The 21,925-nt window shown below is 68.7% G+C and carries 17 protein-coding genes and 2 pseudogenes; 6 read left to right on the top strand and 13 right to left on the bottom strand.

All coding sequences use genetic code 11. From position 1 onward, the window contains the following. Nucleotide 1: 1 nt before the first annotated feature. The 4 genes from AB0D74_RS22605 to AB0D74_RS22590 all read right to left on the bottom strand — a co-directional run bounded on the left by AB0D74_RS22605 (nt 2) and on the right by AB0D74_RS22590 (nt 3,937). A complete protein-coding gene (locus AB0D74_RS22605) occupies nt 2-451 on the bottom strand; it encodes a type II toxin-antitoxin system PemK/MazF family toxin (RefSeq protein ID WP_362589690.1) in 450 nt (149 codons plus the stop codon). Between the two features lie 172 nt (nt 452-623). Then, a complete protein-coding gene (locus AB0D74_RS22600) occupies nt 624-2,114 on the bottom strand; it encodes an SPFH domain-containing protein (RefSeq protein WP_362589687.1) in 1,491 nt (496 codons plus the stop codon). 133 nt (nt 2,115-2,247) lie between these two features. Further along, nucleotides 2,248-2,466 (bottom strand): hypothetical protein, encoded by a 219-nt coding sequence (locus AB0D74_RS22595; protein WP_362589685.1) that lies wholly within the window; start codon nt 2,464-2,466, stop codon nt 2,248-2,250. 46 nt (nt 2,467-2,512) lie between these two features. Next, the gene (locus AB0D74_RS22590) at nt 2,513-3,937 is read right to left on the bottom strand and encodes an amidase (RefSeq protein ID WP_362589682.1); all 1,425 of its coding nucleotides are present in this window, start codon (nt 3,935-3,937) and stop codon (nt 2,513-2,515) included. 225 nt (nt 3,938-4,162) lie between these two features. On the opposite strand from AB0D74_RS22590, the gene AB0D74_RS22585 reads away from it, so the two are divergent. Beyond that, nucleotides 4,163-5,551 carry a glycoside hydrolase family 43 protein gene (locus AB0D74_RS22585; RefSeq protein ID WP_362589679.1) on the top strand — a complete coding sequence of 463 codons (1,389 nt, stop codon included), beginning with the start codon at nt 4,163-4,165 and terminating at the stop codon, nt 5,549-5,551. Between the two features lie 473 nt (nt 5,552-6,024). Here AB0D74_RS22585 and AB0D74_RS22580 read toward each other — a convergent pair. The 3 genes and pseudogenes from AB0D74_RS22580 to AB0D74_RS22570 form a co-directional block, all read right to left on the bottom strand. Continuing rightward, nucleotides 6,025-6,784 (bottom strand): annotated as a pseudogene (locus AB0D74_RS22580) (transposase). Nucleotides 6,785-7,014: 230 nt separating this feature from the next. After that, nucleotides 7,015-7,608, bottom strand: a complete 594-nt coding sequence (locus tag AB0D74_RS22575; RefSeq protein WP_362589676.1) for a hypothetical protein — start codon at nt 7,606-7,608, stop codon at nt 7,015-7,017. Next, nucleotides 7,608-7,946: a hypothetical protein gene (locus AB0D74_RS22570; RefSeq protein ID WP_362589673.1), complete on the bottom strand. Its 339-nt coding sequence runs from the start codon at nt 7,944-7,946 to the stop codon at nt 7,608-7,610. The genes AB0D74_RS22575 and AB0D74_RS22570 overlap by 1 nt, the downstream gene beginning before the upstream one ends. A gap of 133 nt (nt 7,947-8,079) precedes the next feature. On the opposite strand from AB0D74_RS22570, the pseudogene AB0D74_RS22565 reads away from it, so the two are divergent. Next, nucleotides 8,080-8,498 (top strand): annotated as a pseudogene (locus AB0D74_RS22565) (transposase family protein); the annotation flags it as partial. A gap of 502 nt (nt 8,499-9,000) precedes the next feature. On the opposite strand, the gene AB0D74_RS22560 reads toward AB0D74_RS22565, so the two are convergent. Then, nucleotides 9,001-12,162 (bottom strand): BTAD domain-containing putative transcriptional regulator, encoded by a 3,162-nt coding sequence (locus tag AB0D74_RS22560; protein WP_362589670.1) that lies wholly within the window; start codon nt 12,160-12,162, stop codon nt 9,001-9,003. Nucleotides 12,163-12,429: 267 nt separating this feature from the next. On the opposite strand from AB0D74_RS22560, the gene AB0D74_RS22555 reads away from it, so the two are divergent. Then, the gene (locus AB0D74_RS22555) at nt 12,430-13,686 is read left to right on the top strand and encodes a hypothetical protein (RefSeq protein ID WP_362589667.1); all 1,257 of its coding nucleotides are present in this window, start codon (nt 12,430-12,432) and stop codon (nt 13,684-13,686) included. Between the two features lie 379 nt (nt 13,687-14,065). Here the strand turns inward: AB0D74_RS22555 and AB0D74_RS22550 are convergent, their stop codons facing one another. Together AB0D74_RS22550 and AB0D74_RS22545 are read right to left on the bottom strand one after the other, a co-directional pair. Continuing rightward, on the bottom strand, nt 14,066-16,210 hold the full coding sequence (locus tag AB0D74_RS22550) for an NB-ARC domain-containing protein (RefSeq protein ID WP_362589664.1): 2,145 nt from the start codon (nt 16,208-16,210) through the stop codon (nt 14,066-14,068). A gap of 117 nt (nt 16,211-16,327) precedes the next feature. Beyond that, entirely contained in the window at nt 16,328-16,777 is a 450-nt protein-coding gene (locus tag AB0D74_RS22545) for a hypothetical protein (protein ID WP_362589661.1), read from the bottom strand. A 902-nt stretch (nt 16,778-17,679) separates the two neighbouring features. Between AB0D74_RS22545 and AB0D74_RS22540 the strand changes: the two genes are divergently transcribed. The 3 genes from AB0D74_RS22540 (at nt 17,680) to AB0D74_RS22530 (ending at nt 20,326) form a co-directional block, all read left to right on the top strand. After that, complete coding sequence (locus AB0D74_RS22540) at nt 17,680-18,474, top strand: leucine-rich repeat domain-containing protein (RefSeq protein ID WP_362589658.1); 795 nt, start codon at nt 17,680-17,682, stop codon at nt 18,472-18,474. 65 nt (nt 18,475-18,539) lie between these two features. Beyond that, nucleotides 18,540-19,436 (top strand): aminoglycoside phosphotransferase family protein, encoded by an 897-nt coding sequence (locus AB0D74_RS22535; RefSeq protein WP_362589655.1) that lies wholly within the window; start codon nt 18,540-18,542, stop codon nt 19,434-19,436. 737 nt (nt 19,437-20,173) lie between these two features. After that, entirely contained in the window at nt 20,174-20,326 is a 153-nt protein-coding gene (locus AB0D74_RS22530) for a hypothetical protein (RefSeq protein WP_362589652.1), read from the top strand. Here AB0D74_RS22530 and AB0D74_RS22525 read toward each other — a convergent pair. From AB0D74_RS22525 to AB0D74_RS22515, 3 genes are all read right to left on the bottom strand, one after another. Further along, on the bottom strand, nt 20,305-20,580 hold the full coding sequence (locus AB0D74_RS22525) for a helix-turn-helix transcriptional regulator (protein WP_362589649.1): 276 nt from the start codon (nt 20,578-20,580) through the stop codon (nt 20,305-20,307). The genes AB0D74_RS22530 and AB0D74_RS22525 overlap by 22 nt on opposite strands. Continuing rightward, nucleotides 20,580-21,071: a DUF2975 domain-containing protein gene (locus tag AB0D74_RS22520; protein WP_362589646.1), complete on the bottom strand. Its 492-nt coding sequence runs from the start codon at nt 21,069-21,071 to the stop codon at nt 20,580-20,582. The genes AB0D74_RS22525 and AB0D74_RS22520 overlap by 1 nt, the downstream gene beginning before the upstream one ends. Nucleotides 21,072-21,152: 81 nt before the next feature. Further along, entirely contained in the window at nt 21,153-21,914 is a 762-nt protein-coding gene (locus AB0D74_RS22515; RefSeq protein WP_362589643.1) for an SDR family oxidoreductase, read from the bottom strand. Nucleotides 21,915-21,925: the final 11 nt, after the last annotated feature.

Raw genomic sequence — 21,925 nt, 5'->3', positions numbered from 1 at the left:
CTCACTTCCAGCCGTAGCGCTCGTGCAGCCGGTGGCGTACGAGGTTGAAGCGGCCGCGGTCGAGTGCGCAGGCCTCGCGGCGCATGCCGTCCTCGTGCAGGCGCAGGACGCGGTCCACGTCCACCCAGGAGTCGCGTCCGGTGCGGTCCCACGGCCCGCTGCCGATCGCCACCCACTCGCGGTCGTTGTCGTGCCGCTTGCTGGACAGCTGGACGGCGAGCAGGGTGCCCTCCGCCTCCCGGGCGACGACCAGCACCGGCCGGTCCTTGCCCCGCCCGTCGTTCTCCTCGAACGGGACCCAGGTCCACACGATCTCACCCGGGTCGGGGTCGCCGTCGTGGGCGGGGGAGTACTCGGTGCGCACCGGGCCGACCTCGCGCGGGTCGGCCTCGGCGGTCGCGGTGGGGCCGTACCGGCCGGGGATGTTCTCGTCGTCGATATACGCAGTCACGAGGGCACCCTAAGGGGCCTCAGCCTGCGAGAACAGGCGGGGTGCCCGGGCGGTGCAGTTCCGCCTCGACCAACTCGGCGATCATGTCGGGTCGTTCGAGGTGCGGCAGGTGAACGAGGGTGCCCCCGGCCGCGGCCGGGGGCACCCCTGCGCTCCGGTCGTTCGCCGGCTGCTACTCGCCGCCCTCCTCCACCTGCACCTTCTGCGACGGCGGGGCCGTGACCCCGTTGAGGGCCGGTGAAGTCCCGTTCGGCGTCTGCCCGTTCTGGTTCATCGACGCGAGGAGCTGACGGGCGAGACCGAGCCCCGTGCCGCCCATGGTGAGCGCCTTGGCGAACAACTCGGCCATGCCGTCGGCGCCGTTGAGCAGCACCATGTTGTCGACGTTGCCGAAGGCGGACGCGCCCGCCTTGACGATCTCCGGCCAGTTCTCGGCGAGTTGCTGGGCGACGACCGCCTCCTGGTTCTCCGCGAGGGCGGCGGCACGGGCCTTGATGGCCTCCGCCTCCGCGAGTCCCTTCGCCCTGGCCGCCTCGGCCTCCGCGAGCCCCTTGGCCTGCGCGGCTGCCGCCTCGGCCTCACCGGTGGCCCGGGTCGCCGCCGCGGTGGCCGCACCCCGGGACTTGGTCGCCTCGGCCTCGGCGCCCGCGGCCGCCTTGACCCGGGTCGCCTCGGCCGCCGCCGCCAGCTCCGTCTCCTTCGCCTTGGCCTGGGCCGCCGAGATACGGGCGTCACGCTCGGCCTCGGCCAGCGTCCGCTTCTCGTAGGCCCTGGCGTCGGCCGGCTTGCGGACGTCCGCCTGGAGCTGCTGCTCGCGCCGCTGCGCCTCCAGCTCGGCGACCCGCGTCTCCTGGACCACGACCTCCTGCCGGGAGGCCGCGTCGGCGAGCGGACCCGCCTGGCGGGCTTGGGCCGCCGCCTTGTCCCGCTCGGCCTGGTAGCCGGCCTGGAGGATCTCGCTGTCCCGGGTGGCCTCCGCCATCCGGGCGAACGACTGCTGCTCCGCCTCCGTGGCGAGCCGGTTCGCCTCCGCCTGCGCGATCCGCGCGTCCCGCTGCACGGCCGCCGCGTGCGGCATCGCCAGGTTCCGTATGTACCCGGTCGGGTCCTCGATCTCGTGGATCTGCAGGGAGTCCACGATGAGCCCCAGCTTCTCCATCTCGGTGCCGCAGGCGGCCCGGGTCTGCCCGGTGAGCTTGTCCCGGTCGCGGATCATGTCCTCGACCGTCAACCCGCCCACGATGGACCGCAGATGACCCGCGAACACGTTGTGCACCCGCTCGGACATCATCTTCTGCTGGTCCAGGAAGCGGCGGCCCGCGTTGGCGATCGACACGAAGTCGTCGCCCACCTTGAAGATGACCACGCCCCGCACCTTCAGCGGAATGCCCTGCTGGGTCACGCAGTCGACCGACAACTCGGTCTCGTTGAGATCCAGGGACAGCTTGCGCACCGCCTGCACGCCCGGCAGCACCAGCGTGCCCCGCCCCGTGACGATCCGGAACCCCATGCCCTCTTCGAGCCCCTCGGTCCGATGCTTCGAACCGGAGATGATGAGCGCCTCGTTCGGCTCGGCGACCCGCCACATCATCTTGAACACACCGATCAGCACGAGAACGGCGAGAACCGCCACCCCCGCAACGACGCCGACAACCATCGGCATACGCCCCCTTTGAATGGTGCCCTTTCGGCACCGAACGAAGGGAGTGTGCGCCCGCGCGGGCGCCGGGTGAAGACGCTGACGATTCCTTGTTGCAATCTTGACGCATACGCCCCTCACCTGGGGCTTAGCGCGCTCAACTGTCGTACGCGGGCGTGACGTAGACCGTGCGCGGCGGCAGGTACTCGACCACCATCACCACGGTGCCCCGCTCGATCCGGCCGGCGCCGTCGGCGGCGTACGCGAGGAAGTGCTCGGCGCCGCCGCGGACCCGGACGATCACCTCGCCGACGAGCCCGGGCCCGACCGTTCCACTGACCCGCCCCACGAGCCCGACCATCGCCGCATCGTCCATGGTCAGAGGGTACGGGCAGGTCAAGCGAGGGGAAAGTGGCCTGCTCCTATGCCGCCGGGGCGTCGACGGCCGCGGCCTGCGGCGGCCAGAGCTCGTGCCAGCGCAGTTCGGCCTCCAGTTGGGCGGCGACGGAGACGAGCAGCGGCTCGCTGTCCGCCGGCCCGAGCAACTGGGCGCCCACCGGCAGCCCGTCCCCGACGAACCCGGCCGGCACGTTCACCCCCGGCCACCCCAGCACGTTCCACGGCCAGGCGTAGGGGCAGGCGGCGATCATCGCCCGGTCGGTGGCGAACTGACCGAGGCCCAGCAGCGCGCCGACGCGGGGCGGGGGCGCGGCGGTGGTCGGCGCGAGGACGACGTCGTACGACGTGAAGAAGGCGCCGATCCTGCCGCGCAGGGCGGCCTCCGCGCGCCGGGCGGCCCGCAGCGGGGCCCCGCCGAGCAGCCGGCCCAGGCGGGCCGCCTCCAGCGTGCGCGGGTCGAGCAGGTCCGGGTGCGGGGCCTCGCGGACCCGTTCGGCGATCCCGACGGTGGCACGCGGGACGAAGGTGAGCCCGATCTGCCCGTAGGGCGGGTCGGCCTCCTCGACGGTGTGGCCCAACGCGGCGAGCCTCTGGGCGAGTTCGAGGACCCGGGTGCGCACCTCCGGCTGGAGGCGCGCGGGGAGCGCGGTGAACGGCGGCTTGAGGGAGAGCGCGATACGCAGCCGGCCGGGGTCGCGGCCGACCGCGTCGGTGAGCGTCAACGGGGTCGGCCGGTGCGGGTCCTGCGGGTGGTTCCCGCTCGCCGCGTCCAGCAGCAGGGCCGCGTCGGCGACCGTGCGGGCCAGGGTGCCGTTGACCGTGATGCCCTGGAAGGACTCGCCGCGCGGCCAGGTGGAGATGCGACCGCGCTGCGGTTTGATGCCGACGAGGTGGGTCCAGGCGGCCGGGATGCGCACGGATCCGGCGCCGTCCGAGCCGAGGGCGGCCGGCACGAGACCCGCCGCGACGGCGGCGGCCGACCCGCCCGAGGACCCGCCCGGCGTGTGGCCCGGCTGCCAGGGGTTGCGGGTGGCGCCGAAGGCCGGCCCCTCGGTGAACGGCCACTGCCCCAGCTCACATGTGTTCGTCTTGCCGACGATCACGGCCCCGGCCGCGCGCAGCCGCCGTACCGCCTCGCCGTCCTCCGCCGCGGGCGGGAACTCGCCCGGGCAGCCGAAGGCGGTCGGCTCGCCGGCCACGTCCGTGTCGTCCTTCACCGCGACCGGCACCCCGAGCAGCGGCCGGCGCACCCCGGCCACCAACTCACGGTCGGCGGCGTCCGCTTCGGCGAGGGCGGCGGAACGGCGCACGATCCGGAAGGCGTTGAGGGAGCCCTGGGTGGCCTCGATCCGCGCGAGGCACTCCTCGATGAGCTGACGGGACGTCAATTCACCTGCGGCCAGCGCGCGCACGGACTCGGCGAGGCCTGCGGAACGGTCGTACGGCATGCGGTGACCCACCTCCGGGCGCGGCGTTTACCGGAGAGTAACGTCGATCCGGCTCCGGCAGGACAGGTTTCGCACAGCCGGCGTCCAGCTGCGCCCCAGTCCTGCGCAAAGCATTGACGTGCACCTGGCGTGACTTCTACTTTCTGCGTCGACTTATCGAACTCAGTTCGAAATACCGGACGCTTCGCCGTGTCCGGGTCTGCACGAGCCCCCCGGAGAGCCGCCGTGACCACACGTCCCCCCGCCCCGTCCCGTCGCACCCTGCTGCGCGCCCTGGCCGCCCTGCCCGCGACGGCCCTGGCCCTGGGCGAACTGCCCGGCCTGCTCGGCACGGCCGACGCCGCCGCCCCCGCGAGCGGCTACGCGACCCGCTACACCATCGTCCCGTTCCTCGACAGCGACGACGGCACCGTGAACGTCTACCAGTCCGACGACGCCACCGACTTCCGCCTCCTGCAGGCCTCGGCCTACACCCCGCCCAGCAACCGCATCCGCGACGCGAGCGTCTTCAGGCACACGGACGGCTACTACTACGTCACCTACACCACCCACACCTGGGAGGACGAGAGCACCACGATCGGCTTCGCCCGCAGCGCCGACCGGGTCGGTTGGAGCTTCCTGTACGACTACACGGTCCCCCTCGCGAACCTGTCCCGGGCCTGGGCGCCCGAGTGGTTCGTCGACAGCGACGGCAGTGTCAACGTCATCGTGTCCTGCTCGACGACCGACGACGAGTGGATCTTCACGCCGTACCTCCTGACGGCGACCGACTCGGCCCTCACCGCCTGGACTTCACCGGTAGCCCTGTCCGGCATCGGCACGAACCACATCGACACGTACATCGTGCGGATCGGCTCGACGTACCACGCCTTCACCAAGAACGAGACGGCCAAGTACATCGAGTACGGCACGGCGACCAGCCTCAAGGGCCCCTACACGATCTCCAGGACCGGCGACTGGGCGGGCTGGGGCAGCTACCGCGAGGGTCCCTCGGTGATCCAGCTCGACAACGGCGGCTGGCGGATCTTCTTCGACGGCTACGGCGACGGCACCTACTACTACAGCGACAGCTACGACACGTTCGCCACGTGGTCCACGCCGACCGCCCTGCCGACCCTCTCGGGTACGGCCCGGCACTTCACGGTGATCAAGGAGACGGTGTCCGGCGGCACGTCGGTCACGAAGAACGCGACCCGCTCCTTCCGGTCGGCCAACTACCCCACCAGGTACTGGGAAGAGGTGTCCGCCCTCCTCAACCTCCCGGTGGTGACCAGCTCCAGCGCCACCGCCGACAAGCAGGCGGCCACCTTCACCGTCGTCGCGGGCCTCGCCGACGCCAACGGCTGCTCCTTCCGCGACGCCAGTGGCAACTACCTCCGCCACTACGACTTCCGGGGCCGCTTCGACGCCAACGACGGCACCACGACGTTCGCCCAGGACGCCACGTTCATCGCCCGCACGGGCTCGGCCGACGGCTCGGTCCGCTTCGAGTCGTACAACTACCCCGGCCGCTACCTGCGCCACTACAACTACCAGCTCCGCGTGGACATCCCGGACGGCACGGACCTGTTCCGCCAGGACAGCTCCTTCGTACCGGTGACGGCCTGGGCTTGAGCTGGGGCGTCGCTGACCTGGGTGGATGTGCCAGCAGCAGCGGAGGACTCCCCTCCAGTTCCTGGGTTTTCCCGGGAGATACCGCGAAAACGTGCACTGGTTGTGCACTGGACCCGGTGAGATGGGAGTGGGGTGGCCGGTTGGTGAGCAGGCCGGCCACCGCGGGCATCGAGGTGGACAGGACGGTGCCGTCGATCGAATTGGCTGACCAGGCCGCTACCCCAAGCCGTGCGACCGATTGATTACCCGCACGGTCGGCAGGTCGGCCATCGTTCGGAGCTGTGCAGGCTACGGACACCGTCACCACGATCCGGGCATCTTTCCGACAAACGTCATGGGGGAACCAGGGGTGATCTCACTGCCGGTAAGTGGGAAGGCGTTCCGCACGGTCAAGCGGCTGTCTGCGGTGATCTGGCGCTCAGCGTGCCGCCCCTCGCGGTCATCGGCCTGCTCACAGCCTTGTGTAACACCGTTTAAGGGCTGTCCCATAAATGATTGCTGAGCCACTGAGGGGTGGGTCGCCATGCGGCCCTTGCCTGTCCGATGAGGGCAAGGTTGTGCATGCGGGCGATGCCGAGCATCGCGTGGTGGACACCGTCTCCCATGAGGCGACAGCCGCGTAGGATCTTCCAGGTCTTCATGCGGGCGAAGACGTGTTCGCCCCGGGCCCGGACCGGCTTGTGAGACCAGTTGTGCTCTTCTTTCCAGTCCGGGAGTTCGGGCTGGACGCGCTCGCGACGGTGCGGGATGACGAGTCCGGTGCCCGAGTAGCCGCCGTCGGCGATCACGAGGGTCTTGCCGACCGCGGCCTTGGCGCTGGACTCCTCCCCGGCCCTGCAGTCGTTGCGGTTCCCGGCGAGTGGCCGACCGATCATGACGACGCGCCGAGTGTCGGCGTCGATGGCTCGGTGATCATGTGGTCCCGGGTGGGGACCAAGGTCCCATCCACGATGAGCACGGTGCCCTTGGTGAGAAACTGACGGCGCTGAAGTGCGAGCTTCGGTCCGAGGTGATCGATGATCAGGTCCGCCGCCGACTTGGACGCACCTAATAGCGGGGCGAGCTGGCACATGGTCAGGTCCGTACGCCAGTACGCGGCCACCAGCAGGGCCCGGTCCTCCAGCGGGAGGCTCCACGGCTGGCCCTTGCGGACACCATATCGGTACCTTCACGTCGCAGCACGGTCACCAGCTTCCCGAAAGCGCGAAATCTCAGCCCTGAAGATGCGGCGATCCAAGACGGCTCTCACACCGCAATCACACCAGCCACACCGTGATTTTTCCGCCCAAGCGAGGCCGAGCGAGTGCTCTCCGCCCAAGTCCCAGCGGCTTCCGGGCCTTTGCCCGCCGACAAAGAAATGGGTTAGCACATCGAGCGGGGGGATGGGTACCACCGCAATTGGATGTACGACCTGGTCGCGCGGGATGCGCTGCACCACAGGTTCACGATCTTCTGACTATCATTCAGTGCAGGAACAGGAAAACGGCGATCGCCGCGATGCCGACCGCGTACATACATCGGGTCTTCCAGTCCTGAAGCTCCTGCTCCAGCTTCTTCAGCTTCGCGGTGTACTGCCGTTTACCCAGCTCCTCCTGCCGGTGATACCTTTCCGCGAGGGCTACCACGTCCAGCTTGACGAGGGAATTCTTCGCTTCCGCGAGCCCTCGGTTTGCTTCGGCGATGAGGGACAGCGTTTCCCTCTTGGTCTCCACCAGCTTCTTCATGTCCTCCAGGACCCGGCCAAGGTCCGAGACCGCGGGATCGCTCTCCAGGTAGTTCACGGCCCGTGAGAAGTCTTCCAACCGCCTCGAATCCACCAGATGCGCGGTGCTGGCGAAACCTTCGAGGATATCCATGCTCAGACCGTTGGCCGCCTGGCTGAACATCTCGGCCATCGACCAGTTCATCTTGTTCGACAATGCGTTAGAGAAGTCCTTGAGGACCTTTGTGTCCAGGCGGTTGAGGGCTGACGCGACCTCGGGGAACTCCTTCGCCACTTCGTTGATCACGACGTGGGTGTCCCGGCCGGAGTGGAAGGAGAGGTGCTTGTCGCCCATCAGAGGTTGATGGTGCCGCTGAAGTCTCTGCCCACGTTGTAGTTGGTCTGAGCGTGCACTTCGCCGAACGTCACGGTGGAGGTCGAGTTGTCGACCGTCAGGTTGTGCTGGATGAGCCTGACCCTCCAGTAGGTGGCGATGTCCTCCAGCGAGAGAGCTTCCTCCCTGAGTAGGACCGCGTGGTCGGCAGCCTCCTCCGCGTACCGGTCCTGGACTTCCCGGGGCACACCGGAGACGAGCGCCCTGACGCGTTCGCGTACGCGGTCGAGGAGCCCTGTGGCTGCGCCTGCGGCGACAGCTTCGGTGACTGCGACGGCGGCTTCAGCGGCGTTGACCATGCGAGGAAAGTATCGAAGCGGGACATCCGTCGCAGGGAAATGCGATATTTGGCAGGTATGGAACTGGAGCGGCTGCTGGACTAGCTGGAGACGCCGGCGGCAGGCAAGAACGCGAGGTGCGACAGCGCTTTGGCGGCTGGTGACGGTTCTGCGGCACAGGGGTGCGGGCGCGGTCCACAGAGCCAGCCGCGGAGTCTTCCGCTTGAGGACCGGGCCCTGCTGGATGCGGCGTACTGGCGAACGAACCTTACGGTGCGCCAGCTTGCCCCGCTGTTCGGGATCTCGAAGTCGGCAGCGGACCGTATCATCGACTACGTCGGACCCAGGCTCGGGTTCCGGCCCCGCAGATGCTTCGTCAAGGACACCGCGCTCATCGTGGACGGCACCCTGGTCCCTACCCGCGACCACGCCATCGCCGAGCGGTCGAAGAACTACCGGTACTCCACCAATCACCAGGTTGTCATTGATGCCGACACCCGCCTTGTCGTCGTGGTCGGCCGGCCGCTCGCCGGGAACCGTACCGACACCAATGCACGGGAGGAGTCCGGCGCTGCTCGCTGCGGTTGAGTCCGGTTCCATGACGACATCCTGGACCGAATCGATCGGATCGTCCCGTCGGCATCCTTGACCCATCCTGCATCGGCTACACCCTGCCCGTCCTCGCTGATGCCGGGCAGCGGCGCAGGGCAGCCCGTCTCACTGAATCCGGATGATTGTGGGCTGTACAGCCTGACGGCGATCCACGACCAGGGGAATGCGCTGCGAACGACAAGTTCTGACAACTGATCATCTCTTGATGATCGCATCGCTCCTACCACGCCTGTTGGGCTTTCGCAAATGGGCAGTATTGCTCCTGGTGTCTCCGCTACGGTCTGTCGAGCCGGTGATCATCCGCGCTTGACCAGGGAAAACCGCACGCATTGAGGGACAACTTGAAGACTCTCCTGAAGCTTTGCCCCGCCGCTTTCCACGTCATGGGCGTCGCCTCCGTGTCAGTGGTGGTGCTTCGCTGGATGTGGTGACAGCGCGCGTCGACCGGCTTCTGAAGATGAGTTCAAGAGCCGGTCGACGCGTGCCCCGCCAGCACTTGAAGCAACTGGTCCGCCTCGTTGTCGGCTCCGAGGCGCCGGTACAGTGCGACCGCCTGCTTGCCGTACTGCCGGGCTTGGTCGGTGCCGTCAGGGCGTAGGAAAGCCGTCCGGGCCAGGCCGGCGAGTGCGTGGGCCGAGCCCAAGGGAAAGTTGACGCTCTGAGCCACCCCGAGAGCTTCTTCGTAGCCGTGGCGCGCGATCCCGAGCCTTCCGGATTCGCGCTGGACGTCCGCTGCCCCGATCAACGCCCGCAGCCGCTCGTAAGGGTTGTCTATACGGGCAGCGACCTGTTCCGCCATGGTGAAGTGCAACAGCGCCTCGCCCCTGCGCCCCGACTGCGTGTGGGCCATCCCCATGCTGATCAGGGTATCGGCCTCGCCCAGAACATCGCCGCTGGTCTGGTGGGCGGCAAGGGCTCTGCGATAACAGGCCAGAGCACGGTCCGTGTGTCCTGCGGCCTGATGCACCGCACCTAGATTGGTGTCGAGGATCGCGAGCTCCTGGCGGCCGCCGTGCTCACGCATCAGGACCAGGGACTGTTCGTAGCAGTCACGGGCTTCGTCGTAGCGTCCTTGGAGATAGTGCAGCTCTCCTCGGTTGTTGAGTGCCTGTGCCAGTCCGTACGGGTCCGGTAACGTCTCGTAAATGTGTTGCATGAGCTGTACCCGTTGAAGGGCCTCGCCGTACTGGCCTGCGTAGTACAGCAGCGCCCCCTGCACATTGAGGCTCTCGGCTTCTCCGGACCGGTCGCCGACCTCGCGGTACAGAGCCAGCGACTGTTCCAGGGCGAGCATGGCCGGCCCGCCGCGGCCGGCTGCGAACCGAGCGCGGCCCGACTGAAGGAGTGCGTCGGCGCGACCGCTGGCGTCGCTCAGATCCTCGTAGATCGAGAGAGCCTCGGTCGCGCAGCGTAAGGCCTCTCCGTGGTTTCGCTGTGCCAGCAGTTCGGCCCGGTCCGTCAGGGCGCGAGCAAGTACGGAGCGGCTGCCGGAGGATCGGAGAACCGGGATAGCCGCGTCAAACAAGTCTGCCGCGAACTCCCACGTTCCCCACAACTTGAGGGAGCGTGCTAGGACGCTGGGGAGCAGTCCGGCATACTCCGGGTGCTCCAGCGCCGCGGTACGGGCGATTGCCAGGAGATTGGCGCGTTCCACCGTGAGCCACACCGAGGCCTCGTCCGGGTCGGAGAACTCCAGAGCGTATCGGGAGGTTTGCTCTGGACTCAGGGAGAGAGCTCGACGGTGGGGATGGGCCAGCCGGTCGGCCCGTTGGGCAGTCGTGAGATGGAAGGCGACAAGACGGCCGACCGACGCGTGACGGGTGTTCTGGTAAGGCGTCACTGCGCCAGTCCGCAGAGCGAAGGCCCGGGTCAGGTCATGGAATCGGAACCGCCCGCGCACCGGCTCGTCCAAGAGGCTGAAGTCGAGGAGTTCCTCGACGTGTCTCTCCAGCGGCTTCGGATCACTCCGCAGGCTCGGTCCGACCAAGGCCGCTGCCGCCTGCAGAGTGATGTCGGGACCAGGGTGCAGTGCGAGCTGACGGAACAACTGCTGGGCGGAAAGGCTGAGTTCGGCATACGAGAACTGGAAGACAGCCAAGATCCGTTCGTCGAATTCTTCGAGCGATCCGGTTGCGCCCGTGAGACGGTCGAGCAGGTCCTGTACGGCCCAGGAATTCCGGTGGCGGAAGCGGCTCGCTATGAGCTGCAGGGCCAGGGGATGGCACCCGACCGCGTCAACGAGCTTCACCAGGACTTCGGGCTCTGTGGATACTCTCGCAGGGCCGACGATGCGTGTGAAGAGAGCGGCCGCCTCCGCTTGGGACAGGGCGTCAACAGATACCGAGGTGGCACTGTCGAGTTCGGCCAGTCGGCTGCGGCTGGTCACGATGGCCCGGCAGGTGGGGCTGCCGGGCAAAAGAGGCCTGATCTGGCCGACGTCCCTGGCGTTGTCGAGCACCACGAGGGCGCGTCGCCGCGCGGTCCACTCCCGCCACTTGGCCGCCCGTTGCTCCAGCGTGTCGGGCAGGTCGCCTGACCAACCGGTCGAGTGCAGGAGGATGGCCAAGGCTTCCGTCGGGTCGAGCGGCTGTGGGCTGCTGTAACCCATGAGGTCTACGAAGAACTGGCCATCGGGGTAGTCGGCAGACAGCCTATGCGCGGCATGCAGCGCTAGCGCGGTCTTGCCGATGCCCGGCATACCGTATACGAAGGTGACCGGTAGGGCGGTAGTCGGCTCGCACTCGGTCGGCTCCAGCAGGATGCGCAATTCTCCGGCCCGCCCGGTGAAGTCCCGGGTGTCTCTGGGCAGGCAGTTGCGGGATTCCCGTAGCACTGTCGAGTCGGGTGGCGACATCTCCGTGTGCAGGAGGGTGCGGTCCTGGCCGAGCATGCGCAGATGCAGGTCCTGAAGTTCCACCCCCGGTTCGATGCCCTGGCTCTCGTGGAGCCTTTCGCGTGTGTCCCGGTAGACGGCAAGGGCCTCGTCGTGGCGTCCCGAGCGGTACAGAGCGAGCATCAGCGAGCTGATCACCTTCTGTGCGAAGGGACTTTGCGACGCAAGCTCCTGGAGCTCGCCGATCAGGTCCGCGTGCCGGCCCAACTCCATTTCCAGGCCGATCCGCTCCTCCCGCACCCGGCGGTGGTCCTCGATCAGCCGTGAACGTGCCGACAGCGCCCAGGCGTTGTCGGTGAACTCGGTCAACGGTTCGCCCCGCCACAGCGCTTCGGCCGTGTACAACAGCCCGATGGCCAGCTCGCGTTCGCCCCGCTTCGCTGCCGCCGCCGCGTCCGTACGCAGGCGCTGGAAGCGCAGCAGGTCGATGTCTTCCGGATCGGCGCGCAACTGGTAAAGCCGTGGTGAGGGGTGCGCTACCTGTGCCAGTTCGTCGCCCACCGCCCGGCGCAGCCGCCTGCGCAGGCGAGACAGATAACTGTTGAGCGTATCCAGAGCGGTTGGTGGCGGCTCGCCATTCCAGACGCGATCCATCAGCGTGTCCACGGAGACTGGTTCACCCCGAGAGTGCAGCAACGCGATCAACACGCAGCGTTCCTTGAGAGAACCGAGTTGGTACTGCTGCCCGCAGTGCCACAGCTCAAGAGGTCCCAGAGCGAGAAGATCCACCATCACCCCCGACGGGTGCGCTTCTGCCTGCCACCTTCGACAGTGTCCGCACAAATGTGCGTCACTCACTCAAATGTTCAGCGATGAGTGCGGGGGAGACAGGGGCGCACGGGGGCGTGTCAGGCGCACAGGGGCGTGTTCAAGCCGAGGTCCACAGGAGTGCAAGGTTCCTGCAAGTCCGCCATCCCGTCTCCCGGGCACCCCTCAGTCGAGGCCGCGGAAGCCGCGGTGAAGCCATCGAACGCACGAAGGGAACCGGGGGATACGACGATGAGCGTGACACAGTCCGAGTCGCACTGGCGGCATGTGCCGGTACGGCTGGACGTCGACCGTTGGGCCACCCGTCGGACTCGCAGGCGAGTCCTGGTTGTGGTTCACACGGTGATCGCGGGGGAGAGGCTCCTCGACGCGATACATCTACTGGAAGGCGATGTCAGGGTACAGATCATCTTCACGCAGGCGCCCGATGTGTTCAGCAATGGTGTGGGCGAGTTCCTGGAAAAGCTGAGCGGCTTGGTACTTCCGTGGGGCCAGGCGGTGGAGACGCACTTCGACCTCGCACTGGCCGCAAGCCACGGCAGTCTCCATGAATTGCATGCACCCGTGATCGTGCTTCCTCACGGGGCCGGACACAACAAGATCACCCCAGCTGACCGGAACGGTGTGACGGCCGCACAGCGTGGTGTGTACGGCCTCAGCCGACAGCGACTCGTGCGAGACGGCGCTGTCGTCCCCGAGGCGATCGTCCTGGCCCATCACGAAGAGCTGACCAGACTCGGTCGTGAGTGCCCCGAGGCCGTGCCGGCGGCGGAGGTGGTGGGCGATCCGTGTTACGACCGTATCGCGGCCAGCCTCGGCTTCAGGGCGCTTTACCGGGACGCCCTGGGGACCAGGGCTGGGCAGCGGCTGGTCCTCGTGTGTTCTACCTGGGGACCCGACTCACTCCTGGGGCGGGGATGGGACATCCTGGAACGACTTGTCGGCGAGCTACCGCGCGACGAGTTCCGTATCGCCGCGCTCCTGCATCCCCACGTCTGGAACGCGCACGGCAGATGGCAGGTCCGTGCCTGGCTCGCCGGTCTGGCGCGCTCAGGGCTGATCCTGGTCAGTCCACACGGAGACTGGGCCGGGGCGGTCGTCGCAGCCGACTACGTCGTGGGCGACCACGGTTCGGTTTCGCTCTACGGTGCGATGACCGGTGTGCCGGTACTGATGGCGGGCCAGCCCGACGCCGACGTGGATCCGGGCTCTCCTCTTGCCGAGCTCATGTCCTTCGCACCGCGGTTGTACGGGGACCGTCCGATGCTTCCCCAGCTGAAGCGGAGTTCCGGGACCAGCCGCTCGCGTCGGTACGAGCGGGTCGCCGCCCGCATTTCGTCGGAGCCCGGCCGCTTCGCGCACAAGATGCGCGCGCTGCTCTATCGCAAGTTGCACCTTCGGCCTCCTGCCGCGCGCACGACGATACAGCCGGCGCGCCTCCCCCTGACGGTCCGGTACGACGAACCGGGCAGCGTGACAGTGCTATGACCTCGGGACGCCAGGTACATGTCGTGCTGGTGAACCCGGTATCCGGAGCCCTGATCGAGGATGAGCACCGGAGAGCTCGGCTTCCCGCCGCCGCCCGTTGGTCTCAGCTCAGCGACGTACTGCTCGAGCACGGCCAAGGGGCGACGAGGGCCGCAGCAACGGCGGTATCCCATCCGGGCGTTCTGGTGGCCGCGGTGTACGAGGGCTCTCGCTGCTGGATGTGCCTCGGTCCCGAGAGGGTGGTGCGTGAATTCGAAGTTGAAGGTTCCGGTGACCCGGAAGACGTGTGGGCGACTCTGACCTCGCTGGCTCATGCGTGGCTGACGGCCGGGTTGCCGGCTGCGGAGTTCGGAGCAACCCCGCTGTGGGTCCTTCGGATTCAGTCACCGGGCTCAGCAGGATCCGACTCCTGGAGTCGGCGTAACGCGGACTCGGCGTTCTCCGCTTGCCGGGACCGCCCCACAGAGGAGTAGAGAGCCATGGCGTTGCGATAGTGGTCCTGGGCAGCGCGCGCGTTCCCGCGCTGCTCGGCGGCCACTGCAAGGCCCTCGACGGCACGGGCGATCTCGTAGTTCGCGGTCATGTTACGCAGCGTGGTCAGCGCCGCGGACAGGCATTCTTCTGCCTTCCCTGGCCGCCCCAGCGCGAGATGCCCGAGCCCAAGCAGTGTGTCCGCCCGTGCGGTGTTGTACGTGTCGCCCGCGTTCCGAAGTTCGACGCGGGCGACACCGCCTTGTCGGACCGCCTCTTCCGGTTGTCCGGTGGTGAGGGCGATGTCCGCGAGGTTCAGCCGGGCCAGTGCGCCGGCCCGCGGATCTCCGCAAGCCGGCAGCTCCGTAGCGGCGAGCCGAAAGAGTCTGGCGGCCTCGCTCGGTCGTCCGAGACGTTGCACTGCGAGTCCGCGGTAGTTGAGCGTACGCGCCTGGCCTAGCCGGTCGCCGCGATGCGAGAAGAGGTGGGCCGCACGCTCGAACATCTCCAGTGCGAGGAGATGGTTTCCAGAGCCGAGCTCCCCGACTCCGCCAGAGGTGAGCATCCGGCATTTCGCCACCGTGTCTCCGAGCTCCGTTGCCGCTGCCAGTCCTTCCTCATGTGCGGCGTGCCAGTCGTCGTAGAACTTGCGCCGGAGGAAGAGAGGCCACAAGGCGTCGGCGAGCTGCCATGCGATCGTCGGGAACCCTTCGGTTCGGGCATGGCGGATCACCGACATCAGATTGGGCAGTTCCTGCTCCAGCCAGTCCAGTGCGGCCTCCGCGTCGTCACCCACACTCGCTGTGACCAACGGCCCGGGACCGTAGTCACGGGCCATGGTGCGATGTTGCGGGTCGATGATTCCCTCGGCGTGTGTGGCGCTCACGAGATAGAGGTCTGCGATACGACGGGCTGCCTGTGCCCGATCTTCGGGCGATTCGTCTTCCTGCGCCATCATGGCAGCGTGCAGGCGTACGAGATCGTGAAAGCGATAGCGCTCTTCTCCGGCGTCGACGAGGAGGCTTGCGTCATGCAGGGTCTCCAACAGGTCGGTGGCGTTCTGCTCGCCGGCGAGCACGGCGGCAGCAACCGGGCCCCCGAACTCCGGGCCGGGGTGCAGTCCCAGCAGCCGATACAAGCGGGCTGCCGAAGGTGAGAGAGATCGATAGGACAGATCCAGCGTCGCCCGCACGTCGTGGTCGCCGTCGATCGCCAACGCCTCCAGACGGTCATGCTCCTCGGTAAGGGTGCGCACCATTGTCGTGATACGCCGCTGCGGCCTCGCGGCGAGCAGCGCACCGGCGACACGAACGGCCAGGGGCAACCCGGCACACAGGTCGACCAGGGTGCGTGCTTCATCGGGCTGTGCTGCCACTCGGCCGTCGGACAGGGTGTGGTCGAGCAGTTCCACCGCGGCCTCGGGAGCGAGCGACTCCAGATGGATGGGATAGCAGCCGTCGACGGTCAGTCCAGGCAGTCGACTACGGCTGGTCACCGCTGCCACGTTTCCGGAACCGGGCAGCAACGGGCGCACCTGCGCCGCGGTCGCGGCGTCGTCCAGCAATACCACGAGCCGTCGGTCTGCGGTCAACGACCTGTACATTGCTGTCCGTTCGGCAAGTGTCGCGGGAACCTGTTGCGCAGGAACACCCAAGGCACGCAGGAACCGTCCGAGTACCTCAGCCGGGATCGTCGGCCCACCGGCAGCCTGCGCCCCGAGATCCCCGTAGAGCTGGCCGCCTGGGAAGTGGGGGCGCAGTGCGTGCAGCCATCTCAGCGCGAGGGCGGTCTTGCCGACGCCGCCCAGACCGCTTACCGCGGTGAGGATGGGGCGCCCCTCTCGCAGGGCACGAGCTCGGTGCCGCTCCAGTGCCTCAAGTTCCGGTGACCGGTCGACCATGTGTCCTGCGGATGGAAGCTGCCAGGGCGTCCCTCCGGCGAGATTCGCCTCGGAACCGATGTGCACACTGCCGTAGATCACACCCGCCTGGACGGTCGCGCCGTGCACTGTGCCGCTCAACTCGTTGTGCGCACCGAACTCGTGCCCCTGCACTCGTCCCCCCGAAACGCCTGTCAGTACCGAAGCCCTGAGTAGATCCTTTCCGTACAAGGAGTCGATACCCACAGGTGAGAGAAAATCCGCTGAGGGGCACCGCCGTAGGCCTTCTTCTCAGCCAGTTCGATCCGGAGGGGTGTCCCCAGGAGCGTTGATGGTCAGGTGCGTGAAGGTGTGCCCCTGGACGACTGGGCCATGTTGCGTGCCGCCGGTGATGCTGTTGCGCACGGTGCCTGAGGGGTCGATGAGGCTTCTGGAGGCGAACTCCTCAACCAAGGCACGGAGTTCGGGTACCGCGTCGGGGTTCTGCTCTACCAGTCGGCGCAGCCTGAGCCGTAGCGAGGCCGTCAGGTCGGAGGCGTGGTCCCCCTCGTCACGGGTACCTGTTGCTGCGATCAGAGCTGTGCGGGACTCCTCCAGGTCCACGGCGATGGCGTTGCCGTCACTGCCGCGTGCCAGGAGCCGCACTACGCGCTGCTTCGCCTGTTCCCAGGCATCGGTGACCATGAGAGCGACCAGCGTCGTCGCTCCGGTTCCGACCAGGCTCACCAGTTCCGCTTCCACGGGGCTTCCTCGTCTCTGCCGGTCTTTCGCACTGCGAGCTGTTGTGCCAGTCGTCCACCGTATGGCGCGACTCGCAGTCGATGCCATCGATAGCCGGCGGGCAGGTGCATCTGCGAGATGGCCCGTTTTGCCGGCGTACAAGGAGTATTCGTTCTCTGGCAAAGGGGAGCGGCGCTCTCGCCTGTGCAAGCATTCCGAAACTGAGACTGGCTTCGTACGCGAGGTGACTACGGCTACGGCGCGCGCAGCTTTCGCGGTGGCGTCCGCGGAAGTCCTCGTGATCACCTCCACCGAACTCGCAGCACCCGAGACGAACCGCCCCCCCATTGGCGGGGTGATCCATCTCCGCGCCGAGGAGGACCATCGTTGTGGCACCGGTTGACCGCGACACCGGGAGATTGGATCCGCTGAACAGCGCGGCGAGCGCCCACCACGTCGACGGTCGCCAGTGCGGACTCCACCTCAGCCCGGCGAGCAGATCCGCTCGCGGGGCACGCCGTAATTGAGGCAGGCCCACGCGGGCGGGCAGCAGCGAGGTGATCCCGGACACCGAGCCCGGCTGATTCGCGAGTTCATTGCGCGGCGGAGTTCCGCAACTTGGCCAGTAACTTGTTCTGCCTGGCCAGTATCCGTGTCAGGATCCGCCGCGCTGCTCGTGCCAGGCCGGCCACACACCCGCCTGCCAGTTCATAGACGGCGGTCGAGTCCTCGCGGGCCGACGCAACGATTCTCGAGTGGCGCCGCGCCGCCAATGTCTGGCCTACGCCGAACATGACGCACCGGCCCCGATCCTCCCCTTTCGCGCAGAACCTCTGCCTAGACCTCGACGCCGTCACCTGTGACGCCCTGGGCCTGACCGGCAGACGGTGCCGCACCGGGCACCGACTCCCTAGTGTTGCGCCATGACGGACGAACAGCTGCCCGCGCAGGTCTTCCCGAACCGCTTCCCCGAGGCGGTGGATTCCCGGCCCGGAGTGCCACAGGACCACTGCGACTGCTTCAGCCAGGGCCGGGTGAGTCCGCCCGGCGCGACGGTGTCCTTCCACACCGAGATCCAGGACACCGGTGCTCCGGGCTGGCTCCGGCTGCTGGAGCTGATCGAGGAGGCGGCGGCAGACGGGCGGGAGGAGTTCCGCCCGCTGCCGGAACTCAGTCCTGACGAACGGCGGCAGATCGTCACGCTGCCCGCGTCGATCGGGCGGCTGACGGCGGTGCGGACCCTCGTGCTGTACGGCAGCAACCTGGTCCGGATACCTCCGGAGATCGGCGGCATGACAAGCCTGGAGGAGTTCAGCCCCTACACCTCACGACGGCTGCACTGGTTCCCGTACGAGGTCACGCGGTGCGCCCGGCTGGCGAACAGCACGGTGAGCACGCGCTCGATCTACGGCAACCACAAGTACCGGCCACCGTTCCCGCGGCTCCTCCCGCCCGGCGACACGGTCCTGGACCTCGGCGGCCTGGCGCCCGCCCGCTGGGGCACCACCGCGGCCCGCACCTGCAGTGTCTGCACCGGGCCCGTCCCGGCGACGGGCCCGCACCAGGCATGGCTCTCGCGGGCGGTGGCGACCGATGTGCTGCCGATGCTGGTCAACGCCTGCTCGCAGGCGTGCCTCGACGCTCTGCCCCCTGGGACGAAGGGCTATATCCCGACACCCCACCGGGGCGGCGCGATCGAACAGCCGCCGAGGCGCTGACCGCCGGCACCGGGAGTGACGCGGAGCGCTGCCTCCGAAACGGCCGACAAGTACGGTGACTTCGCATGAACGAGACCGAGACCGAGATCACCGCGGACCTGGTCCGCGACCTGTTGCGGGAGCAGCATCCGGACCTTGCGGGGCTGGCCGTCCGCGAGGTGGCGGGCGGCTGGGGCAACCAGATGTGGCGCCTCGGGGACGAGTTGGCCGTGCGCATGCAGCGCATGGATCCCACCCCGGAACGCCAGCTGAAGGAGCGGCGGTGGCTGCCCGTGCTGGCGCCGCGCCTGCCGCTCCCGGTGCCGACCCCGGTGCGGTTCGGTTCGCCCTCCGAGCGTTTCCCGAAGCACTGGACCGTGATGACGTGGGTTCCCGGCGAGCCGCTCGACCACGGCTCGATCACCCGCGGCGCGCACGCGGCCGACACGCTGGCGGGCTTTCTCCGGGCGCTCCACGTGCAGGCGCCCGCCGAGGCACCGAGCGCCACGGACCGCGGTGCCCCGCCCAGGGACTGCACGGACGGTTTCGAGAAGTTCTTCCGGGCCGTCGTCCCCGACGACATCGCCGCCGACGTCCGGGCCGTCTGGGACGACGCCGTTGCGGCCCCCGTGTGGGAGGGCCCGCCGGTGTGGGTGCACGGCGACCTCCATCCCGCGAACGTCGTCGTCTCGGACGGAACGCTCTCGGGCATCGTCGACTTCGGTGACATGTTCGCCGGAGACCCGGCGCTGGACCTCGCCGCCGCATGGGCGCTGCTACCCGCGGGTACGGCCACACGGTTCTTCGACAGGTACGCGCAAGCGGACGAGGCGGCGATCCGGCGCGCCCGCGGGCTGGCGGCCATGAGGAGCCTCTTCCTGATGCTCATGGGGCAGAACGGAGACCGGGGCATTCCCGGCGGCAAGCCGCACTGGGGGCCGGTGGGCCGGGCGGCCCTCGACCGTGTGCTGCGGGGCCTGTGACGCACGCTTCTGCGGCCGTCCGTCTTCGCGGGTTCGCCGACGGCCCCGGCTTGAGGCCGTCGGCGTTCGGATAGACAGTGAGAATCATGAACCGGCACCGGCAGCCACCGCGACGGGCTCCGTGGATCGTGGGCGGAGCGGCCGTGGTCGCCCTGGGGGGCGGTCTGGCGGCCTGGGCGCTGCTGTCGTCCGGCGGCGGCAGCGCCCCCCACGCGACGCCGTCACCCACGCCGCCCCCCACGGCGTCGGCGTCGGCGTCAACGTCGACGCCGAGTCCGTCCCTGTCCCCTTCGCCGCGACCGTCGGCCACGCGCTCACCGGCCCCGGCGACCCCGGCGACGCCGAGGCCCACGCACACTCCCGCGCCCCGGCCGACCCGGACCGTGCCGCCGGCGCCGACCGCCCCGGTGCCGACCGCCCCGGTACCGACTGCGCTGGTGCCGACCGTCACCCGTCCGGCCCCCCACGGAACGACCTCGGCTCTTCCGCCGCCGCCCGTGCACACGCCGACCACGAAGCCGGCACCTCCCCACACGCCGACCCCCAGACCGTCCGTGACCTCGCCCCGGCCGAGCCCGCCCCCGCCGTCCCCGACGCTGACGCGGCCGAGCCCGCCCCCGCCCCCGCTCACCGCGCGGCCTTCGCGGACATCAGCGCCCCTGACTCCGGCGACTCCGGCCCCGACGACGACCGGCAGCGGACCGGGAACGACCACCTGGGTCACGTCGCCGGAGGCCGTGGCCGCCGCCAAACGGATGGCCGCCGCCCAGGTGGTCGGCGACCCGGTCTGCTCGCTGTCGGCCGTGGGGCAGCCGAACCCGAACCTCGTGCCCCGCGTCGGGCGCATCGGCATCGGGCACTACGGCGACTACTGGTGCTTGATCTGGTAGCCCGGGGCGGCGGGGGTGGGCCGGCCGTTCACGGTCTCCTCCTCGTCGTCCTCGGCCTCCCAGCGCAGCAGGTCGCCCGGCTGGCACTCCAGGACCTCGCAGAGTGCGGCGAGCGTCGCGAAGCGCACTGCCTTGGCGCGGCCGTTCTTGAGGACCGCCAGGTTGGCGGGGGTGATCCCCACCCGGTCCGCGAGTTCGCCCACGGACATCTTCCGCCTGGCCAGCATCACGTCGATGTCGACGGCGATCGGCATCAGATGACCTCGTCCAGCTCGGCCTGCATCTGCGTCGCCTCGACGTCGCGGGCGACCGCCTGGGCGAGCAGCATCCGCAGTACGAGCACGATGAGCGCCACCCCGAGGACGGCCACGCCGATCCCGGCCATGATGACGCTGACGCCCGGGTCGTCCCGCTGGCCCGGCGCGTTGACGGCGGTCACCGCGAACCACAGGAGCGCGATCGCCACGATCGCGCCGATCACACCGTCCACGTACCGGAAGGCGGCGTGGGAGAACACGGTTCCGCTTCGCACCATCGTCACCAGCCGCCACACGCAGACCACAGCGACCTGGACCGAGGCCATGCCCAGGATCGTGATCAGGCGGAACGCGGTCAGCGGGAGCGTTCCGTCCTCCGGGTCGTTCCCGCTGACCAGCGTCCACAGCATCATGACCTGTATGAGCACGGTGCCACCGAGCACCAGCGCGAGCACGGCGCGCAGCGCGCGTACGGTCAGCTTTCCCACAGCCCATCCTTCCATCGACTCACGATGGGAATCTATCGAGAATCGATAGATTGAGCAAGGGGTCCACGGCGGGCGGCGTACTCAGTCCATGCCGCCGAAGACGTTCTGGTCCCAGTCGATGACGGATCCGGTCACCACCCCGCTGCGGTCGGAGAGCAGCAGGACGACGAAGTCGGCGATCTCGTCGACCTGGCCGAGCTTGCCCATGGGCTGGGCGGCGGCGGCCTTCTCCCGCCAGTCGTCGTCGGCGTCGTGGAAGGCACGCTGGACGGCGTCCTCGCCCTCGGTGTCGGTCCAGCCGATGTTGAGGCCGTTGATCCGGATCCGGTCCCAGCGGTGGGCGTGGGCCGCGTTGCGGGTCAGCCCGGCGAGTCCGGCCTTGGCCGCGGAGTAGGGCGCCAGGAAAGGCGGGCCCCCGTGGGCACAGTTGGAGATGATGTTGACGATGGTGCCGGGTGCCTCGCGGGCCTTCATGTCGGCCACCGCCGCCTGCATCGCGAAGAACGGTGCCCGCAGGTTGATCGCCATGTGCTGGTCGAACAACTCGGGTGTGGTGTCCAGGAGCGAGCCGCGGGACGTCAGGCCGGCCGCGTTGACCAGGCAGTCGATCCGGCCGTGCGCCTCCACGGTGCGTGCGACGGAGTCGCGGGCCTGCGCCGGGTCGGCGAGGTCGGCCCGTACGAAGCGCGCGCCGGTGTCGGCGGCGAGTTTCCCGCCCACCTCGGGGCGCCGGCCGGTGAGCACGACGGCCGCGCCCTCGCGTACGGCCGCCCGCACGATGCCGGCGCCCACGCCCTGGCTGCCGCCGTTGACCAGGACGACCTTGTCCTGAAGAAGTGCCATGAGTGCGGTGT

Source organism: Streptomyces sp. NPDC048278 (assembly GCF_040652195.1).
Lineage (GTDB): Bacteria > Actinomycetota > Actinomycetes > Streptomycetales > Streptomycetaceae > Streptomyces.
The sequence above is the reverse complement of the archived record's forward strand: the minus strand, read 5'-3'. Positions and strand labels throughout refer to the sequence as shown.